Annotated in this window: 18 protein-coding genes; 5 read left to right on the forward strand and 13 right to left on the reverse strand. The window is 59.9% G+C overall.

Annotation, left to right across the window (positions count from 1 at the left end; all coding sequences use genetic code 11):
* Positions 1-82 precede the first annotated feature (82 nt).
* The 3 genes from JFT91_RS26830 to JFT91_RS26840 form a co-directional block, all read right to left on the reverse strand.
* Entirely contained in the window at positions 83-1,234 is a 1,152-nt protein-coding gene (locus JFT91_RS26830) for a TDT family transporter (protein ID WP_201227352.1), read from the reverse strand.
* 105 nt (positions 1,235-1,339) lie between these two features.
* Entirely contained in the window at positions 1,340-1,651 is a 312-nt protein-coding gene (locus JFT91_RS26835; protein WP_201234379.1) for a cupin domain-containing protein, read from the reverse strand.
* 52 nt (positions 1,652-1,703) lie between these two features.
* On the reverse strand, positions 1,704-2,891 hold the full coding sequence (locus JFT91_RS26840; protein ID WP_201234380.1) for an MFS transporter: 1,188 nt from the start codon (positions 2,889-2,891) through the stop codon (positions 1,704-1,706).
* 91 nt (positions 2,892-2,982) lie between these two features.
* On the opposite strand from JFT91_RS26840, the gene JFT91_RS26845 reads away from it, so the two are divergent.
* Positions 2,983-3,525 (forward strand): TetR/AcrR family transcriptional regulator, encoded by a 543-nt coding sequence (locus tag JFT91_RS26845; RefSeq protein WP_201234381.1) that lies wholly within the window; start codon positions 2,983-2,985, stop codon positions 3,523-3,525.
* A gap of 222 nt (positions 3,526-3,747) precedes the next feature.
* Positions 3,748-7,218, forward strand: a complete 3,471-nt coding sequence (locus JFT91_RS26850) for a hybrid sensor histidine kinase/response regulator (protein WP_201227356.1) — start codon at positions 3,748-3,750, stop codon at positions 7,216-7,218.
* Between the two features lie 49 nt (positions 7,219-7,267).
* On the opposite strand, the gene JFT91_RS26855 is transcribed toward JFT91_RS26850, so the two are convergent.
* Positions 7,268-8,632 carry a DNA recombination protein RmuC gene (locus tag JFT91_RS26855; protein WP_201228085.1) on the reverse strand — a complete coding sequence of 455 codons (1,365 nt, stop codon included), beginning with the start codon at positions 8,630-8,632 and terminating at the stop codon, positions 7,268-7,270.
* Between the two features lie 175 nt (positions 8,633-8,807).
* On the reverse strand, positions 8,808-9,131 hold the full coding sequence (locus tag JFT91_RS26860; RefSeq protein ID WP_201146755.1) for an SEL1-like repeat protein: 324 nt from the start codon (positions 9,129-9,131) through the stop codon (positions 8,808-8,810).
* Positions 9,132-10,093: 962 nt separating this feature from the next.
* Between JFT91_RS26860 and JFT91_RS26865 the strand changes: the two genes are divergently transcribed.
* The 3 genes from JFT91_RS26865 (at position 10,094) to JFT91_RS26875 (ending at position 12,492) form a co-directional block, all read left to right on the forward strand.
* A complete protein-coding gene (locus tag JFT91_RS26865; protein ID WP_003214941.1) occupies positions 10,094-10,318 on the forward strand; it encodes a hypothetical protein in 225 nt (74 codons plus the stop codon).
* Positions 10,319-10,591: 273 nt separating this feature from the next.
* Positions 10,592-11,074 (forward strand): hypothetical protein, encoded by a 483-nt coding sequence (locus JFT91_RS26870; protein ID WP_201227357.1) that lies wholly within the window; start codon positions 10,592-10,594, stop codon positions 11,072-11,074.
* Positions 11,075-11,220: 146 nt separating this feature from the next.
* A complete protein-coding gene (locus JFT91_RS26875) occupies positions 11,221-12,492 on the forward strand; it encodes an OmpP1/FadL family transporter (RefSeq protein ID WP_201234382.1) in 1,272 nt (423 codons plus the stop codon).
* Between the two features lie 207 nt (positions 12,493-12,699).
* Here JFT91_RS26875 and JFT91_RS26880 read toward each other — a convergent pair whose 3' ends face one another.
* The 8 genes from JFT91_RS26880 to cobU all read right to left on the reverse strand — a co-directional run bounded on the left by JFT91_RS26880 (position 12,700) and on the right by cobU (position 18,154).
* Positions 12,700-13,260 carry a glutathione peroxidase gene (locus JFT91_RS26880; RefSeq protein WP_201234383.1) on the reverse strand — a complete coding sequence of 187 codons (561 nt, stop codon included), beginning with the start codon at positions 13,258-13,260 and terminating at the stop codon, positions 12,700-12,702.
* 54 nt (positions 13,261-13,314) lie between these two features.
* Complete coding sequence (locus tag JFT91_RS29895) at positions 13,315-13,437, reverse strand: hypothetical protein (RefSeq protein ID WP_277952777.1); 123 nt, start codon at positions 13,435-13,437, stop codon at positions 13,315-13,317.
* Positions 13,434-14,642: an MFS transporter gene (locus tag JFT91_RS26885; protein ID WP_201227360.1), complete on the reverse strand. Its 1,209-nt coding sequence runs from the start codon at positions 14,640-14,642 to the stop codon at positions 13,434-13,436. Before JFT91_RS26885 ends, JFT91_RS29895 begins: the two co-directional genes overlap by 4 nt.
* Before the next feature lie 52 nt (positions 14,643-14,694).
* Positions 14,695-15,099 carry a MarR family winged helix-turn-helix transcriptional regulator gene (locus JFT91_RS26890; RefSeq protein WP_201227361.1) on the reverse strand — a complete coding sequence of 135 codons (405 nt, stop codon included), beginning with the start codon at positions 15,097-15,099 and terminating at the stop codon, positions 14,695-14,697.
* 176 nt (positions 15,100-15,275) lie between these two features.
* Positions 15,276-16,007 carry an adenosylcobinamide-GDP ribazoletransferase gene (locus JFT91_RS26895; RefSeq protein WP_201234384.1) on the reverse strand — a complete coding sequence of 244 codons (732 nt, stop codon included), beginning with the start codon at positions 16,005-16,007 and terminating at the stop codon, positions 15,276-15,278.
* A 1-nt stretch (position 16,008) separates the two neighbouring features.
* Positions 16,009-16,584: an alpha-ribazole phosphatase family protein gene (gene cobC / locus JFT91_RS26900; protein ID WP_201201913.1), complete on the reverse strand. Its 576-nt coding sequence runs from the start codon at positions 16,582-16,584 to the stop codon at positions 16,009-16,011.
* On the reverse strand, positions 16,581-17,636 hold the full coding sequence (gene cobT, locus JFT91_RS26905; protein ID WP_201234385.1) for a nicotinate-nucleotide--dimethylbenzimidazole phosphoribosyltransferase: 1,056 nt from the start codon (positions 17,634-17,636) through the stop codon (positions 16,581-16,583). The genes cobC and cobT overlap by 4 nt, the downstream gene beginning before the upstream one ends.
* Positions 17,633-18,154, reverse strand: a complete 522-nt coding sequence (cobU, locus tag JFT91_RS26910; protein WP_201234386.1) for a bifunctional adenosylcobinamide kinase/adenosylcobinamide-phosphate guanylyltransferase — start codon at positions 18,152-18,154, stop codon at positions 17,633-17,635. The genes cobT and cobU overlap by 4 nt, the downstream gene beginning before the upstream one ends.
* Positions 18,155-18,239 lie beyond the last annotated feature (85 nt).

Below are 18,239 nucleotides of genomic sequence, written 5' to 3' on the forward strand. Positions count from 1 at the left end.
TTTTTCTTAGAGAGGGGCCTGGATACTTCTTATTGGAATCTCGAACCGCGTTCCAGGCCACACCTTACCTAAACTTTTCAGGTTATTTCTTTAAACCTGCGATGCACGGCGAGACAAACAGCTCACCGCGCCAAGCGCCCTGCACGGTGCGTTTGCCGACGATCAGCCACATCACCGCGAGCAACGTCACCAGTGCCGTGCCGAATACGCTGAAAAACGTCAGGTTGAGAACACTCGCCAGTTTCAGCGTCGCCAGCGAATAAACCCCCAGCGGAAAGGTGAAGCCCCACCAGCCAAGATTGAACGGAATGCCGTCGCGCAGATAGCGCACGGTGATCAGCAGCGCCATCAACATCCACCACAACCCGAAGCCCCACAAGGTGATCCCGCCGACCAGTCCCAGCCCCGCAGCAATTTCGCCAATACCCGGCAAGCCGTTAGCCGCAAAGATCGCCGGGGCATCGCCGCCGAGCAACAACATGCCCAAGGCGCCCGTACCGATCGGGCCGAGGGCCAGCCAGCTCGACGCAGCCATGTTTTCGTGAGGCAATTTGTGCAGCGCCATGCGCAACAGCAGGATCGTCAGAATGCTGAACGCCACGGGTAGGGAAAATGCCCAGAGCACGTAGCTTGTGGTCAACACCACCAGTTGCGAGTGGGCATCGGTCAGATGCGGCGCGAGCAAACCACCACTGGCCGCCGCGACTTCCGCGGCCACCACCGGCAACAGCCAAACCGCAGTCATCTGATCGATGCTGTGTTCTTGCCGGGTAAACATCATGTACGGAATCAACACGCCGCAGGCCAGCGACATCGCCACATCAATCCACCACAGCACTTCGGCAAGGTGAATCACGCCATCGCCCCAACGCGGCAGACCAAACACCAGAAAACCGTTGATGATCGTCGCCAGGCCCATGGGAATAGTGCCGAAGAACATCGACACGGTGGAGTGCCCGAAAATCCGCCGCGCCTCGTCGAAGAACAGCATCCAGCGGGCAGCGTAGGCAACGGTAAACAGCGTGAACAACAGAATGTTGAACAGCCACAAACCTTCGGCTACCGCGTGCAGGCCGGGAATGGCCAGTGGCAATTGCGCCAGCGCCAACGCCAGCACGCCGGTACCCATGGTCGCGGCGAACCAGTTCGGGGTGAATTGACGGATCACTTCACGCGGATGCTGAAGCTGGCTGAACGGCTTGATGCCGGGTTTGCTGCTGTTGGGGCAAGTCATCGTGAACTCCTGTCCTCTGGTGAGGTTGAGTCCATGGTAGAACCGAATCGAATATCTATATAACGGGTAATATCTCTAACTGTTATCTGTTTTATCAATAAGCGGTCAGACACTGCCCTCCGCTTCGATCACCAGAATCCGCGCCGCGCCCTGCGGATGCGCGACATGCTCGGTGCCGACCGACGCATGGAAGATGTCGCCAACTTCAAGCTGCACCTGTTTTTCCTCGCCCAGTTCGCGGTATTGCATGAGCACTTGGCCATCGAGCACCACGAACACTTCTTCGCCATCGTTGACGTGCCACTTGTACGGCTGATCGGTCCAGTGCAGGCGCGTGGTGATGCCGTTCATGTTGGCGATGTCCAGCGCGCCCCAGGCGCGCTCGGCGGTAAAAGACTTGCTGCGAATTATCTTCATGCGTCGATCCATGAGAGGAAAACTCCCTCAAGGCTAACCGAAACCACAGCCGTTATGGAGCGCTGCAAACCTTGGCCGCGGCTGGACGCAAGCTGAGCAACAGCGCGCCAACCGCCAGCACGATCAATACTGCACCGTAGCCATCAGTGGTCGCCAGCAAGCCAAAGCTGCGCGCCAAGTGCCCGGCGAGCAAGGCTGGTAAGCAAAACGCCAGATAACTGAGCACGTAATACGCTGACATCAAACCGGCGCGCTCGTGAGGCAAGGCCAGCGGCACCAGGCTGCGCACGGCACCGAGAAAACCCGAGCCGAAGCCGCAACCGGCGACCAGAGTACCGAGGAAAAACACCGTCAAACTGGCGCTGTGTACACCGAGCAGAATCAGCACCAGACCGATCGGCAGCAAACTCGCGCCCAATTGCAGCGAGCGTCTGGCGCTGCGATTGCGCAGGCTGAAGATCATCAGCGCGCCGGTCACGGTCAATGCCGCCACGGTTGCCCCGCCAATCAGGTTGGACGTCGAACCGGTCGCCGTGCGCACCAATGACGGTGCCAGCGAGGCGTAAAAACCACCCAATGCCCATGTAGCTGTGTTTAACGGCAGGACTTTCCACAAAATCGCGCGCGCTTGAACCGGCACATGCAAGGTCGGCCGCAACGACGCCCAGGCACCGGCTTGTCGGCTGACGCTTTCCGGCAAACGCCAGACATACAGCGCCTGCAACACAAACAACGCCAGCAACAGCCAGTACGTCAGTTGCAATGGCGCCGGGGCGAATTCGGCCAGCAGCCCACAACCCATGCCGCCCAGTGCCATGCCCAGCAACGGCGCCACACTGTTGATCAACGGTCCTTGCTGACGATCAGTGTCGAGCAGCGTCGCGCTCAACACGGCGGTGGCCATGCCGGTGGCAAAACCTTGCAAGACGCGCGCGCTGATCAGCCATGTCACGCTGTCGGCGTAGATGAACAACAGCATCGCCAGTGCATTGAGCAGCACGGCGACGAAGATCACCGGTTTGCGTCCCAAATGGTCAGACAGCGAGCCGACTGTTAATAGCGCCGCCAACAGACTGAGTGCGTAGACGCCGAAGATCAGCGTCAGCACCGCTGAGGAGAACTGCAGTTGATCCTGATACAGGTGATACAGCGGCGTCGGCGCCGTGGAAGCCGCGAGAAAACTCAGTAAGGTAATCGCCAGAAACCACAGGCTGGATCGATGGGACGCAAGGCTGGTCATGTGCACACTCCGCAAAAGCTAATTTTTTGCTTTTGCGGAGTGTGCTCTCGGCTTGCTCTTAAAGCAAATTCTTTGTGTTAAGGTCTGCCCCATGGCTATTAAAGAAGGTTTACGCCCCGGCGGCCGCAGTGCCCGGGTGCAAGAGTCGATTCATTCGGCAGTCCACGCGCTTCTGCAAGAGCAGGAGCGCTCAACCGTGACCGTCCCGCAAATCGCGGCGCGCGCGGGGGTTACGCCGTCGACGATCTATCGGCGCTGGGGCGATCTGGCGGCGTTATTGGCTGACGTCGCCCTCGCCCGCATGCGCCCGGACATCGAGCCGGCAGAAACCGGCAGCTTGCGCAGCGATATTCGCGCCTGGGCCGAACAGTATCTCGACGAGATGAGTTCCGAGCCCGGCCGCAACATGATGCGCGATGTGCAGGCGAGCGCGACGCCGGGGTATTGCGTGACGATTATTGGCGCGCAATTGCAGACGATCATTGAGCGGCATCCCGATGAGCAGGCGCCGAGCGTTGATCATTTGATTAATCTGGTGGTGGCGCCGGTGGTGTTTCGCATTCTGTTTTCGGCAGCGGCGCTGGAGGTTGAAGAGTTGCATCGGTTGATCGATATCGCGTTGCAACACGACTGACGCCATCGCGAGCAGGCTCACTCCTACAATTGGAATGCATTCCCCTGTAGGAGTGAGCCTGCTCGCGATGGCGCCTTAAGAGTCACCCCAAAAACCACCCGGTTCCCCACCTGCGACACCCCGCCGCTCCACGACCTTGGTCGACACTGACTAACCGCCCCGCGCATGCGAGACTGTCCGCCCGGGCAGGAGTGCCGGGAGGTCTTCTGTCAGGAGTGTTGCATGTCGTTGTCCAGCGGGCTGATCGCCGCCGTCGCCCTGGCCTATATGGCCATCATGTTCGCCATCGCCTTCTACGGCGACCGTCGCAGCGCACCTTTGCCGCCGCGTATGCGTGCCTGGGTGTACAGCCTGTCGCTGGCGGTTTATTGCACCAGTTGGACATTCTTCGGCGCGGTCGGCCAGGCCGCCGAGCAACTATGGTCATTCCTGCCGATTTACCTCGGGCCGATCCTGCTGTTGGTGGGCGCGCCGTGGGTTCTGCAAAAAATGGTGATGATCAGCAAACAGGAAAACATCACTTCCATCGCCGACTTCATTGCCGCGCGCTACGGTAAATCGCAAACCCTGGCGGTGGTGGTCGCGCTGATCTGCCTGGTCGGCGTTCTGCCTTATATAGCCTTGCAACTCAAAGGCATCGTTCTCGGCGTCAACCTGCTGATCGGTGCCGGTGCCGACGCCATGGGCACCCGCGCCCAGGACACTGCATTGATTGTGTCGCTGGTACTGGCGCTGTTCACCATCGTCTTCGGTACGCGCAACCTCGACGCCACCGAGCACCACCGCGGCATGGTGCTGGCGATTGCCTTCGAATCGCTGGTCAAACTGTTCGCGTTTCTTGCCGTCGGCGCCTTCGTGACTTATGGCCTGTATGACGGTTTCGACGACTTGTTCAATCAGGCCATGCTCGCCCCGCGCCTTGAGGAATACTGGAAAGAGACGATTAATTGGCCGTCGATGGTCGTGCAGACCGGCGTGGCGATGATGGCAATCATCTGTCTGCCCCGGCAGTTTCATGTCACGGTGGTGGAGAACATCGATCCGCAAGATCTGCGCTTGGCCAAATGGGTATTCCCGGCTTATCTCGCCTTGGCCGCGCTGTTTGTAGTCCCTATCGCGTTGGCCGGTCAGATGCTGCTGCCCAGTGACGTGCTGCCAGACTCATTCGTGATCAGTTTGCCGCTCGCTCAGGCCCACCCGGCGTTGGCGATGCTGGCGTTTATCGGTGGCGCATCGGCAGCGACCGGCATGGTCATCGTTGCCAGCGTGGCGCTGTCGACCATGGTTTCCAACGACATGCTGCTGCCATGGTTGCTGCGGCGCAACAACGCCGAGCGCCCGTTCGAGGTGTTCCGCCAATGGATGCTCTCGGTGCGTCGGGTGAGCATCGTTTTGATCCTGCTGCTCGCCTACGTCAGCTATCGCTTGCTCGGTTCGACGGCCAGCCTGGCGACCATCGGCCAGATCGCCTTCGCGGCGGTCACGCAACTGGCACCGGCGATGCTCGGCGCGCTGTACTGGAAACAGGCCAACCGTCGCGGTGTGTTCGCCGGTCTCGCTGCCGGTACGTTCCTGTGGTTTTACACGCTGATCCTGCCGATTGCCGCGCACAGTCTTGGCTGGTCGCTGAGCAGTTTTCCCGGGCTGGCGTGGCTGCATAGCAACCCGCTGAACCTGCCAATCACGCCGCTGACTCAAGGCGTGGTGCTGTCGCTGGCCGGTAACTTCACCCTCTTCGCGTGGGTCTCGGTGCTGTCCCGCACACGCGTCTCCGAGCACTGGCAGGCCGGGCGTTTTATCGGTCAGGAAATCAGTGCCCGGCCGAGTGCGCGCTCAATGCTCGCGGTACAAATTGACGATTTGCTGCAACTGGCGGCGCGTTTTGTCGGTGAAGAACGCGCACGCCAAAGCTTCATTCGTTTCGCCTACCGCCAAGGCAAAGGCTTCAATCCGAATCAGAATGCCGACGGCGAATGGATCGCCCACACCGAACGTCTGCTGGCCGGTGTCCTCGGCGCTTCCTCGACACGCGCTGTAGTAAAAGCCGCCATCGAAGGACGGGAAATGCAGTTGGAGGACGTCGTCCGAATCGCCGACGAAGCGTCGGAAGTCCTGCAATTCAACCGAGCCCTGTTGCAAGGCGCGATCGAGAACATCACCCAAGGCATCAGCGTGGTCGACCAGTCACTGAAGCTGGTGGCCTGGAACCGTCGTTATCTGGAGCTGTTCAATTACCCGGACGGCTTGATCAGCGTCGGCCGGCCGATTGCCGACATCATTCGCTACAACGCCGAACGCGGTTTGTGCGGGCCCGGCGAAGCGGAAGTCCACGTTGCCCGCCGCTTGCACTGGATGCGTCAGGGCCGCGCACATACGTCAGAACGGCTGTTCCCCAACGGCCGGGTGATCGAACTGATCGGCAACCCGATGCCGGGCGGCGGTTTCGTCATGAGCTTCACCGACATCACCGCGTTCCGCGAAGCCGAACAGGCACTGACCGAGGCCAACGAAGGGCTGGAGCAGCGGGTGAGTGAGCGGACACAGGAACTGTCGCAACTCAACGTCGCACTCACCGAAGCCAAAGGCACCGCCGAGGCGGCGAACCAGTCGAAAACCCGTTTCCTCGCCGCCGTCAGTCATGACTTGATGCAGCCGTTGAACGCCGCGCGCCTGTTCTCCGCCGCCCTCTCCCACCAGGACGACGGCTTGAGCAGCGAGGCGCAGAAACTGGTACAGCATCTCGACAGCTCACTGCGTTCGGCTGAGGATCTGATCAGCGACCTGCTGGACATTTCCCGGCTGGAAAACGGCAAGATCAACCCGGATCGCAAGCCGTTTGCAGTCAATGAGTTGTTCGACACTCTCGGCGCGGAGTTCAAGGCTCTGGCGCAGGAACAAGGCTTGACGTTCCGTGTGCGCGGCAGCCATATGCGTATCGACAGCGACATCAAGCTGCTGCGACGGATCCTGCAAAACTTCCTCACCAACGCTTTCCGTTATGCCAAGGGCCCGGTGCTATTGGGCGTACGGCGACGCGGTGGCGAGTTGTGTCTGGAAGTATGGGATCGCGGCCCCGGCATTCCTGAAGACAAACAGCAGGTGATTTTCGAGGAGTTCAAACGCCTCGACAGCCATCAGACCCGCGCCGAAAAAGGCCTTGGGCTGGGCTTGGCAATTGCCGACGGTTTGTGTCGCGTGCTCGGCCACACGCTGCGCGTACGTTCATGGCCGGGACGCGGCAGCGTGTTCAGTGTCAGCGTGCCGTTGGCGCGCACGCAAACCGTGCCAGCCAGCCCCGTCGCCGAGTTGAATGGCAAATTAATGAGCGGCGCGCAGGTGCTGTGCATCGATAACGAAGACAGCATTCTGATCGGCATGAACAGCTTGTTGAGCCGTTGGGGTTGTCAGGTCTGGACCGCGCGCAATCGTGAAGAATGTGCGGCGCTGCTAAACGACGGAGTGCGCCCACAATTGGCGTTGGTCGACTATCACCTTGATCACGGCGATACCGGGACTGAGTTGATGGCGTGGTTGCGCACCACGCTGGGCGAGCCGGTGCCGGGGGTGGTGATCAGTGCTGACGGACGCCCGGAGATGGTGGCGCAGGTGCATGCGGCGGGGCTGGATTATCTGGCCAAACCGGTTAAGCCAGCGGCGTTGCGGGCGTTGTTGAGTCGGTATGTGCCGCTTTAAAAGCACAAGATCGCAGCCTTCGGCAGCTCCTACCTGCGATCTCTGGTCTTTATTCTGGCAACTCGACCAAGCCGTCGACATCGGTCATCGCCCGTTCCAGCAGATCCGCCGGCAGGCTCTTGCTCGCCCGCGCGCCCAGCAATTTCAGCTGTTCACTGCGGCTGACCAGGTTGCCGCGCCCTTCTGTGAGTTTGTTGCGCGCGGAGCTGTAGGCCTTGTCCAGTTGCTGCAAGCGATTGCCGACTTCGTCCAGGTCCTGAATGAACAAGACGAATTTGTCGTACAGCCAGCCGGCGCGCTCGGCAATTTCCCGGGCGTTCTGGCTTTGGCGCTCCTGCTTCCAAAGGCTGTCGATCACCCGCAGCGTTGCCAGCAGCGTGGTCGGGCTGACGATGACGATGTTGCGGTCGAATGCCTCTTGAAACAGGCTCGGCTCAGCCTGCAAGGCGGCCGAAAACGCCGCTTCGATCGGCACGAACAGTAAAACGAAATCGAGGCTGTGCAGGCCTTCCAGGCGCTTGTAATCCTTGCCGGCCAGGCCTTTGACGTGATTACGCAGCGACAGCACGTGCTGCTTGATCGCGATTTGCCCGAGGCTGTCGTCATCAGCCGCAACGTATTGTTGATACGCCGTGAGACTGACTTTGGAGTCGACCACCACTTGCTTGTCACCCGGCAGGTAAATGATCACGTCGGGCTGGAAGCGCTCGCCGTCCGGGCCCTTGAGATTGACCTGCGTCTGGTACTCGCGGCCCTTTTCCAGGCCGGCGTGTTCGAGCACGCGTTCGAGGATCAATTCGCCCCAGTTACCTTGGGTCTTCTGACCTTTGAGGGCTCGGGTCAGGTTGGTTGCCTCGTCGCTCAGACGCAGGTTGAGGGCCTGCAACCGCTCCAGTTCCTTGGCCAGCGAGAAGCGCTCACGGGCTTCGGCCTGATAGCTTTCTTCCACACGTTTTTCGAAGGATTGAATGCGTTCTTTCAACGGATCGAGCAACTGCCCGAGACGCTGCTGGCTGGTCTCGGCGAAGCGCTGTTCACGTTCGTCGAAGATCTTCCCGGCCAGCTCGGCGAACTGCGCACGCAGCTCATCGCGCGAGCCTTGCAGATCGTTGAGACGTTGTTGATGGCTGTCCTGCTGCTCACGCAGTTCGGCGTTCAGCGAAGCGGCCTGAGCGTCGAGGCGGCGCAGTTCGGCTTCTTTGCTGGCACGCTCGAGGTTCCAGGCATGGGACGCGTCACGGGCGTCGTCGCGCTCGATCTGCAGCAACTCGACTTCGCGACGCAGGGCCGCCAGCTCGGCCTGCTTGGCGGCATTGGCCTGACCAAGGTCGGCTACTTCGTCACGACTGGCTTCAAGCTGAGCGTTAAGGCCATCCTGCGCCAGTTGCGCCATGGCCAGGCGCTCTTCGAGCACGCCAACCTCGGCCTGCCCGGTGCTTGCCCGGCGCTGTAGTTGCCAGGCCAGCGCCAACAGCGGCAACCCTGCGCCTGCGAGACCGAGCAACACGCTGGTCAAGTCCATAGCCATAGCGACTCCTGCCGATCCGATAAAGCCTGAAGGTTAACCAAGGTGTCAGAGCTTGGACAGCTCAGTCTTCGATGAGGCCCAGTTCCTGTTGCGCACGCAGGTCGCCGGCGCGGGCAGCCTGGCGCAACAGGTCGTGGCCGATACGTCGGTCACGGGCATTGCCACACTCGCGGCACATCAGCTGGCCGAGGCGGCTTTGTGCAGCCACAACGCCTTCGCGCGCCGGTTGCTTGAGCAGGCGGCCGGCGAGGTGCTTGGCATTATGGCTGTCACTCAGGCGCGGGCTGTCGAGTAGCCATTCGGCCACACGCACGGAAAATCGCTTGGGCGGGGTAACAGGAGGGAGTTGTGAGGTAACAGAGTCTGATACTGAGCGAAACTTCATAAAGCACTGTGGGACAGATCGGAAGGCGCGCCACTCTACTCTCTTTTTCTTACAGGTAAAGTCGAAAAATAACCCGGCACGCCCGTGCTAGAGCAAGCGCTCGGGACAATCCACAGAAGCTGTGGATAACTCAGTGGACAACCGTCCTTCAACCCTCGCAAAGCCTTGTAGAATGGGGCCCGCAGTCAAACTGACGATTTTTTCACCAACAAAAAAAAGCGATGTTTTTCATTGACTTAAACTTTCGATGCAGGCAGCCACCGGAGTCAGGTTTGGTGTGACAGCGTTGTTACAGCTCGCGCAACTAATGTGCACAAGTACCTGTTACCCGGTTATATCGATGCGCTTTTTCGGGTCGTTTGGAGCCTCATCTGGGGATAAACCGGTCTGGCACGCCACTTCATGACAAATTCTTCACCGACCGATGGTCGATAAATGAGCCAATACGGGGCGCACTTGCAACGGCGCGAGCAGACCTTCGCGGCACTTGCAATGTTTTTTCAACAAGGATTTGCTTTAGCCATTTCGATCCGTTACTATCCGCGGCGTTAGTACCAAGCTGAAAGTCAATTCCGGTCGAACACATCCCCACGGTCAGCCTTCTTCCAAGAAGCCCCTACCGAAAACAGCGGGAACGACCCCTCGATGGTTTCCAGGTAAATCTTGCGACAGCACTGCCTTTGATAAATGCAAAGGGTGTTGCGAAGGCCACTTACTCTGACCGAACCAACCTGCAAATTGATCAGGATCTTCACCCCGGGCCCAGAACCTTTGCCCTTGATGTGTTGCCTGCCCTCCTAAGTACCTACCTGCCAGCCCAAGCGCGCCAACTTATAAGCGCTTCAAACTGGCTGCTTTGTTCCAGTCGGGTTCTTCGTTCGACCAATGGTGGTCGACGTTACTGGAACGTTTTAACGTTGCACGGTTCTTATCCGTGTCATTTGTAGGAACACCTAATAACTATGTCTACTCAAATCCATACTCAGGATGCCATTCGCACCCTAACTAACGCTTTTGCTCCGATGAACTGCCTGATCATGGCCGCTCGCAAAGGCTGCTTCAGCTTCACATTGGTCAACGAACACGGTATCGCCCGCCACAGCGAGCGTCTGTACCCAGATCAATACTCCAGCGCTGAACCGCTGCAGGCCGTGATCGACCGTACACGTCAGGCACTGGTTGCCTGAAAGCCGAAAAGGCTGCAAAAGCAAAAGCCCCGCACAAAATGCGGGGCTTTTTATTGCCCGATGTTTCACTTTTTGCCGCTGGCGCTTAAGCACCAACGGATATAACGGTTATAACTCGGAGCCGGAAATATTTTAAAAACAGGCCTTTACGTCGCGAATATGACACTACACTTCAACTCAAGCGGCGTGATCCGCTTGCGGCGAGCCTGAACCGATCCACTGCTGCCAAGCCCCCTTCAGGTCTCGCCATTAATAACAAGAACCGAGGGTTTTATGGGTATCGCTGCCAGCGAACTGTGCCGCTACGTGATCCGTCCCACGCTGATCTATCTGGGACGCCACAGCGCGACTGCCGAATCTCTGCTGCTGGGCATCGCCGCCAGCCAATCCGCTCTCGGCTCCGCCCTGCATGACCGCCGGGGCCACGGCCTGTACCGCATCGCCGAGCACCGTCACCAGGCCCTTTGGGATGATTATCTGGCGCTCGACCCGGAACGCGCCAGCCTGGTTCGCGGCCTCGCCAGCCAGCATGCTTTCCTGACCGGCCCGCACCTGGAACTGACGGTCAATCTGCGTTACGCCACGGCCATTGCCTGGCTGCTGGTCGAAGAGCAAAACCCCACCCTCCCCGACTCAAACGATTTGCTGGGAATGGCGCGTATCTGGCGCCAGACCTTTCAACCCCAAGGTCGTCTGCGCGACTTCACTTACGCCTGGCAAACCTGTGTTTCAACATTGAATCAGGTCGCTTGCTGACCGACTGGTTTCAAAAGATCTGCCAACAGGTCGCGATTCTGGTCGGATTGTCCTACAAAACCGCTCTAACTCAAGGCATACGGACTATAGCGCTGGGACGAAAATCTTGGTAATTTTCGCCCCGGTGATCACCAGGAGTTCTAATAATGAAAAAAGTAATGCTCAAAACCACCCTTAGCCTCGCCGTTACCATGGCATCCACCCAGATCTTCGCAGCTGGCTTTGCCATCAACGAACACAGTATCAGCGGGATGGGCACCGGTTACGCTGGGCGATCCTCTTCTGCCGACGACGCAAGCACTGTTTATGGCAACCCTGCCGGCATGTCGCGCATCGAGCGTGAACAAGTCACTGGCGGTGTTGCATTCCTCGACGCAAAAACCGATATCAGCGATGCCAGCTCCAGCCCTAACGGCGGCAGCAACAAAGGCGACATGGTGCCCTTCACCTCCGTACCTATGGGCTTCTACGTCAAACCGATCGATGAGCATTGGGCATTCGGTCTCGGCGTCTACGTGCCGTTCGGCCTGATTACCGACTACGAAAACAACTTCGCCGGCCGCTACTTCGGCAGCAAGTCCGAAGTACAAGTCATCACCTTCCAGCCAACCGTGAGCTACAAGTTCAACGACGTGGTGTCGATCGGTTTCGGTCCGACCATCAACCGCATCGACGGCACCCTGGAATCGAACCTGTCGATCACTCAGGCCGCTCCGGACGGCAAGGTCAAGATCAAGGGTGACGACACCGCACTGGGCTACAACATTGGTGTGCTGGTGCAAGCCACTGACACCACTCGCCTGGGTCTGACTTACCACTCGAAAGTCGACTACAAGCTCGAAGGCAACACCAAGGTCAACTACGGTGTGCTGGGCGCAATCGGCCTGGGCGCCAACCAGAAGTACGACGCTTCGCTGAAGATCACCACGCCTGAATCCGTGGACTTCTCGGTCACCCAGGCCATCAACGACCAGTGGAACGTCTATGCCGGTTCCACCTTCACCCGTTGGAGCCAGCTGAAAAAGATCACCGTAGAAAACTCGGGCGTTCAGCCGCTGCTGGCCGGTCAGTTTGGCGAGATCACCGAAGACCAGAACTGGCACGACTCCTGGGCTTACGCCGTGGGTACGTCGTACCAGTTGAACAAGGAATGGGTACTGCGTACCGGTCTGACCTTTGACCAATCGCCGACCAACAACGTCGACCGCTCGCCACGTATTCCTACTGGCGACCGGACAATCTTCAGCATCGGTGCCGGCTGGAGCCCGACCGAAGACCTGACCATCGACGTTGCTTACTCGTACCTGAAAGAAGAGTCGGTGAAGATCCACAACGAAAACGATCGTGGCCAGACCTACGACGCCAAGTATGAAAACTCGGCGAACGGTTTCGGTGTCGGCGCTACTTACCGCTTCTGATGCTGCGCGGCGAGGCTAACCCCTCGCCCACTGAAAAGCCCCGCTCTCTTTGCAGAAAGCGGGGCTTTTTCATGCCTTCGCAACGGCTCCCCTGTAGGAGCTGTCGAGTGACACGAGGCTGCGATCTTTGGATCTTGATCTCAACACCAGGATCAAAAGATCGCAGCGTGCCGCAGCTCCTACAGAGCTATCGCAGGGGCGCCGGGGTTATGGTTTGAGGGGTTTCGAGGCGATGGCCTTTTCGATCGCGGCAATAAACTCCGGATCATCCGGCTTGGTCAGGCTGGAGAAATTGGCGATGACCTTGCCCTGGCGATCAATCACGTATTTGTAGAAATTCCACTTCGGCGCGCTGCTTTGTGCCGCCAGCACCTGGAACATATGCGTAGCGTCATCACCACGGACTTTTTGCGGTTCGGTCATGGCGAAGGTCACGCCGTAGTTGGCGTAGCAGACCTTGGCAGTCTCGGCGCTGTCCTTGGACTCCTGCTTGAAGTCATTGGAAGGAACGCCGAGCATTTCCAGCCCTTGCCCTTCGTAGCGCTTATGCAGCGCCTCAAGCCCTTCGAACTGTGGCGCGAAACCGCAGAAACTGGCGGTGTTGACCACCACCAGCGGTTTGTCGGCGTACTGCTTGCACAGATCAATGGACTCTTTAGCCCGCAACTTGGGCAACGAGCCTTGCAATACTTCCGGGCAATCGGCGGCCTGAGCCAATCCGGTCAACGCCATCAACAACGCGGGAACCGCACACCAGCGCATCAGCATCTCGAGCATCCTTGAGCGTTCGTCAGAACTCGACGTTACTCGCCGTGCCACGTTCTAGCAAATGCTCATGCCCAGTTGCATCAACGCCAGACCGCCCTGATGCCAACCCCACCACACCAGCGCCAGCAGGGCGACACCGAGTGCGGTGATGGCAATACGTGGCCAGACTCGGCTCATGCGGGGCTCGCACTGGCTTGCAGGCGAGCAACCGGGCGCTCGCGCACCGGCCAGTTCAACGCCGCCGCCAGCAGGCTGAGAAGAATCGCCACTTGCCAGATCAAGTCATAACTCCCGGTACGGTCATACACCACCCCGCCCAGCCAGCCGCCCAGAAAAGAGCCAAGCTGATGGAACAGGAACACGATGCCACCAAGCATGGACAGGTTGCGCACGCCGAACAAGGTCGCCACCGTACCGTTGGTCAACGGCACCGTCGACAACCACAGGAAGCCCATGGCCATGCCGAACAGATACGCCGATGTGGTGGTCACCGGCAGCCACAGAAACAGCGCGATCACCACTGCACGCAACAGGTACAGCGCGGTGAGCAAGCGTGGTTTCGACATGCGCCCACCGAGCCAGCCGGCGGTGTAGGTGCCGAAGATATTGAACAGCCCGATCAGCGCCAGAACGGTGGTGCCGACAGTTGCCGGCAGATGCTGATCGACCAGATAGGCCGGCAAATGCACGCCGATGAACACCACCTGAAAACCACAGACGAAAAAACCGAACGCCAACAGCCAGAACCCCGAATGCGAACATGCCTCACGCAGGGCTTCGGACAGCGTCTGTTCATGGCCGGCCAGCGGCAGCGGCTTGTCTTTGAGCATGCTCACCAGCGGCACGATCATCGCCACCAGAAGGCCCAGCACCAACAACGCAGCTGACCAGCCAAGCCAGCCAATCAACCCCAGTGTGCCCGGTAACATGGCGAATTGGCCGAAGGAGCCGGCAGCGCTGGCAATGCCCATGCCCATGCTGCGTTTCTCCGGCGGCACGGCGCGCCCGACCACGCCGAGGATTACTGAAAACGACGTGCCTGACAGGCCGATACCGATCAGCAGGCCGGCACTCAGCGACAAGGTTACCGCCGAATCCGACAGGCCCATGCACACCAGCCCCGCGGCGTAGAGCACACCGCCGACCAGCACCACTTTTGCCGCACCGAAACGGTCGGCCAGCGCCCCGGTGAACGGCTGCGCCAAGCCCCAGATCAGGTTCTGCAAAGCGATGGCGAAGGCAAACACTTCGCGCCCCCAGCCGAATTGCGCACTCATCGGCGACAGAAACAAACCGAAGCCGTGACGCACTCCCAGTGACAACGCCAGAATCAGCGCACTTCCGACCAACACCCAACCGCACGTACGCCACATCGATGTCATTGTTATTCTCCGGTCGCGGGTATATACCCGCTTGAACCTGAAAAAACTGGCGTCAGGCCAGTTCATCCAGCAATTTGAGCAAGGTTTCACGCTTCTCGGCGCCCAGACGGTCGATCAGCCGTTGCTGCGCCGCTTCCCAGGCCGGCAGCGCTGCTGCGAGGCGTTGCGCACCGGTTTCGGTGAGCCGGACGATGCGGTTGCGCATGTCTGCACCCTCCGCCAGCGCCACTAACCCTTCACCCTCCAGCACGCGCACATTGCGTCCCAGGGTGCTGCGATCCAGGCCCATGGCCTCGGCGAGTTCGGAGATGCTCGGTTGATCCAGACGTTGCAGGTTGCACAGCAGAGAATACTGGGCAACGTTGATCCCGAAGCCATCGAGAGCGCCGTCGTAATGCCTGCTGACGCCACGCGCGGCGCGACGCAGGTTGGTGCACAAACACTGAGAAGAAAGCATGATGCGTGTATATACCCGCGAATGTGTTAAATCAAGTTACAGATGAGTTTACCCATAACATTTGTGGCGCCTGGTACACCGATTTCGCGAGCAGGCTCACTCCTACAGGGGAATGCATTTCAAATTGTAGGAGTGAGCCTGCTCGCGATGGGGCCAGCCCATCCAGCAATAATCTCTTAGACCAGAACCAGCCCAACCAGCACCGCCATCTCCAGCAATTCCAGCAACGCCCCCGCCGTATCACCGGTCGTACCACCCAACCGCCGCACCATCACCCGCCGCAGCCAGACAAACACTCCGACAGCAATCACCAGCGCAACGACGGCGCTGAACCCGGCAATCACCACACAGGCCACGGCGCTAATCGCCAAAACCCACCAACCGACCCTGCGCGGCAAATGATCCGCCAACGCCTGGCCCAAGCCACCCGCACGCACATACGGCGTGGTCAGAAACAACCCCAGCAACGCCGCCCGTCCCAGCAACGGCACGATGATCAATGCCGCCCCCTGCTGTTGCTCGATCAACGCCAGCAGCGCGGCAAACTTCAGCAGCAACACCAACACCAGCGTCACCACCGCAATCGGCCCGCTGCGCGGATCCTTCATGATTGTCAGCGTGCGCTCGCGATCACCAAAACCACCGAGCCAGGCATCGGCGCTATCGGCCAGACCATCCAGGTGCAACGCGCCACTGAGCAGCACCCACACCGTCAACAGCAGCGCTGCGTGCAGCAACAGCGGCGCGCCAGCCAAGAACAGATTCAACCCCCAGAGAATCGCACCGAACAGCAGACCCACCAGCGGATAAAACAGCAGTGAACGCCCAAGCTGTTCGGGCTCGGGCATTCCCCGCAAACGAATCGGCAGGCTGCTGAGAAATTGCAGGGCGATCCACAGCGGCAACATATCAATGACCTTCCTTGAGCGAACCGTCGGCCTCAACCGTCAGGGAAAACAGCGCACCATGCGCCACTTCAACGCTGAGCAATTGTTCACGCGGCAAACCCCGCGCCTGTGCCAGCAGCAAACGCATCACACCGCCATGACTGATCAGCAACACCCGTTCACCGGCATAGGCCCCGTGCAGGCGCTTGACCGCCGCCAATACCCGCGCAGAAAAATCACTGACCGGCTCGCCCTGTGGCGGTGTAAACGAATAAGGATCAGCCCAGAACAGCCCGAGTGCTTGCGCATCCGTCTCCATCAACGCCGCCGCACTCTGCCCTTCCCACGCGCCGAAATGCAGTTCCTGCAGATCCTTGTCCCGTTGCACCGGCAGATTCAGTTGCTCGCCAAGTTCATCAGCGAAACGCGCACAACGCTGCAATGGCGAGCTGACCAGACGATCCCATGGCCCCGCCGCAACCACCGCCGTGCGCATCTGTGCCCAACCGGTGTCGGTGAGCGCATCGTCGAGACTGCCGCGCAACCCTCCGCCCAGTTCAGTCTCGCCGTGACGCAGCAGATCCAGACGCAACGTCATGCCGGGCGATCCGCCACTGCCGCTTCTGCGAACGTCGCCATCTGCCCGTGCAGGTCACAGGCCAGACGCAACAACGGTACCGCCAACGCAGCACCGCTGCCCTCGCCCAGACGCAGACCGAGTTCCAGCAGCGGCTCGGCTTGCAGAGCTTCCAGGACATGCCGATGACCCGGCTCGGCACCACGATGGCCGAACAACAACCACTCGCGGCACGCCGGATTCAGGCGCACAGCGACGAGCGCGGCGACCGTGCAGATAAAGCCGTCGACCAATACCGCAACGCCTGCCTGAGCGCAGGCCAGATAAGCACCGGCCAGCGCTGCAATCTCGAAACCACCGAGGTTGAACAGCGTCTGCAAGGCATCGCCCCGCTGCGCCGCATGCAGTGACAACGCGCGCTCGATCACTTGCGCCTTGCGGCTGACACCTTCGGCGTTCAAGCCAGTGCCCGGACCGGTCAGCAGCGCCACCGGGCAATCCAGCAACGCGCAAGCCACGGCGCTCGCCGCGGTGGTGTTGCCGATGCCCATTTCGCCGCCGATGAACAACTGCGCACCCGCCTCTTTCGCGCGCAGCACGCTGTCACGACCGGCCAGCAAAGCGAGCTCGCCCTGCGCCTGTGTCATCGCCGCGCCCTGCACGAAATTTGCCGTGCCCAGCCCAATGTTCAGATGACGCACACCGGGTAGATTCAGCGACGGCGTCACCGTGCCCAGATCCACCACTTCAAGCTGCGCACCGAGTTGTCGCGCCAGCACACTGATCGCCGCGCCGCCGCTGACAAAATTGAGCAGCATCTGCCCGGTAACTTCCTGCGGGAACGCAGAAACTCCTTCAGCGACCACGCCGTGGTCACCGGCAAAAATCGCAATCCAGACCTGTTCGAGCGTCGGTTTGACCTGCCCCTGCAGGCCAGCCAGTTGCACCGCAACCGATTCAAGCCGACCGAGCGAACCGGCCGGCTTGGTCAGTTGCTGCTGCCGCGCCGCCGCTTGTGCAACGACATTCGCATCCACCGGTTTGCACGGATTGAGCCACCACGATTGAGTCATAACGCAGGTCCTTTCAGAGTCAGGGGCAGGCCGGCGACGGTCAGTACGACACGCTGACAGCGCTCAGCCAGAGCTTGATGCAGCCAACCGGCTTCATCGACGTAGCGGCGAGTCAATTCGCCCAGCGGCACGACACCCATTCCGGTCTCGTTGCTGACAAAAATGATTTCGCCCGGCAGCGTTGCCAGGCAGTCCAGCAAGGCGTCGCGCTCGGTGGCGAGGCGTTCGACGTCCTCGAGCATCAGCAGATTGGTCAGCCACAGGGTCAGGCAATCGACCAGCAGACAGCGCTCGGCGCTGGCGGATTCACGCAGGATGCGAGCCAGTTCAAGCGGCTCTTCGATGAGTGCCCATTCGACAGGGCGACGGGCGCGGTGATGGGCGACGCGGTCGCTCATTTCACCGTCGAGCGGTTGGCTGGTGGCGATATAAGTGACCGCCAGGTGGCTTTCGCTGGCGAGTTTTTCTGCCAGGCGACTTTTGCCGGAACGAGCGCCACCGAGGATCAGTTGGAGCATGAGGGAATCCTGAAAATTATGTGTTGAGCCGACCAGCTCTTTCGCGAGCAGGCTCGCTCCCACAGGGATCTCGAACGGCCACTGA

The organism is Pseudomonas sp. TH08 (assembly GCF_016651275.1).
GTDB lineage: Bacteria > Pseudomonadota > Gammaproteobacteria > Pseudomonadales > Pseudomonadaceae > Aquipseudomonas.

Bases quoted from the DNA above. Each gene is read 5' to 3' on its own strand.
- JFT91_RS26830 (WP_201227352.1), bottom strand. From the start codon at position 1,234: ATGACTTGCCCCAACAGCAGCAAACCCGGCATCAAGCCGTTCAGCCAG.
- JFT91_RS26835 (WP_201234379.1), bottom strand. From the start codon at position 1,651: ATGAAGATAATTCGCAGCAAGTCTTTTACCGCCGAGCGCGCCTGGGGC.
- JFT91_RS26840 (WP_201234380.1), bottom strand. From the start codon at position 2,891: ATGACCAGCCTTGCGTCCCATCGATCCAGCCTGTGGTTTCTGGCGATT.
- JFT91_RS26845 (WP_201234381.1), top strand. From the start codon at position 2,983: ATGGCTATTAAAGAAGGTTTACGCCCCGGCGGCCGCAGTGCCCGGGTG.
- JFT91_RS26850 (WP_201227356.1), top strand. From the start codon at position 3,748: ATGTCGTTGTCCAGCGGGCTGATCGCCGCCGTCGCCCTGGCCTATATG.
- JFT91_RS26860 (WP_201146755.1), bottom strand. From the start codon at position 9,131: ATGAAGTTTCGCTCAGTATCAGACTCTGTTACCTCACAACTCCCTCCT.
- JFT91_RS26865 (WP_003214941.1), top strand. From the start codon at position 10,094: ATGTCTACTCAAATCCATACTCAGGATGCCATTCGCACCCTAACTAAC.
- JFT91_RS26870 (WP_201227357.1), top strand. From the start codon at position 10,592: ATGGGTATCGCTGCCAGCGAACTGTGCCGCTACGTGATCCGTCCCACG.
- JFT91_RS26875 (WP_201234382.1), top strand. From the start codon at position 11,221: ATGAAAAAAGTAATGCTCAAAACCACCCTTAGCCTCGCCGTTACCATG.
- JFT91_RS26880 (WP_201234383.1), bottom strand. From the start codon at position 13,260: ATGCTGATGCGCTGGTGTGCGGTTCCCGCGTTGTTGATGGCGTTGACC.
- JFT91_RS29895 (WP_277952777.1), bottom strand. From the start codon at position 13,437: ATGAGCCGAGTCTGGCCACGTATTGCCATCACCGCACTCGGTGTCGCC.
- JFT91_RS26885 (WP_201227360.1), bottom strand. From the start codon at position 14,642: ATGACATCGATGTGGCGTACGTGCGGTTGGGTGTTGGTCGGAAGTGCG.
- JFT91_RS26890 (WP_201227361.1), bottom strand. From the start codon at position 15,099: ATGCTTTCTTCTCAGTGTTTGTGCACCAACCTGCGTCGCGCCGCGCGT.
- JFT91_RS26895 (WP_201234384.1), bottom strand. From the start codon at position 16,007: ATGTTGCCGCTGTGGATCGCCCTGCAATTTCTCAGCAGCCTGCCGATT.
- cobC (WP_201201913.1), bottom strand. From the start codon at position 16,584: ATGACGTTGCGTCTGGATCTGCTGCGTCACGGCGAGACTGAACTGGGC.
- cobT (WP_201234385.1), bottom strand. From the start codon at position 17,636: ATGACTCAATCGTGGTGGCTCAATCCGTGCAAACCGGTGGATGCGAAT.
- cobU (WP_201234386.1), bottom strand. From the start codon at position 18,154: ATGCTCCAACTGATCCTCGGTGGCGCTCGTTCCGGCAAAAGTCGCCTG.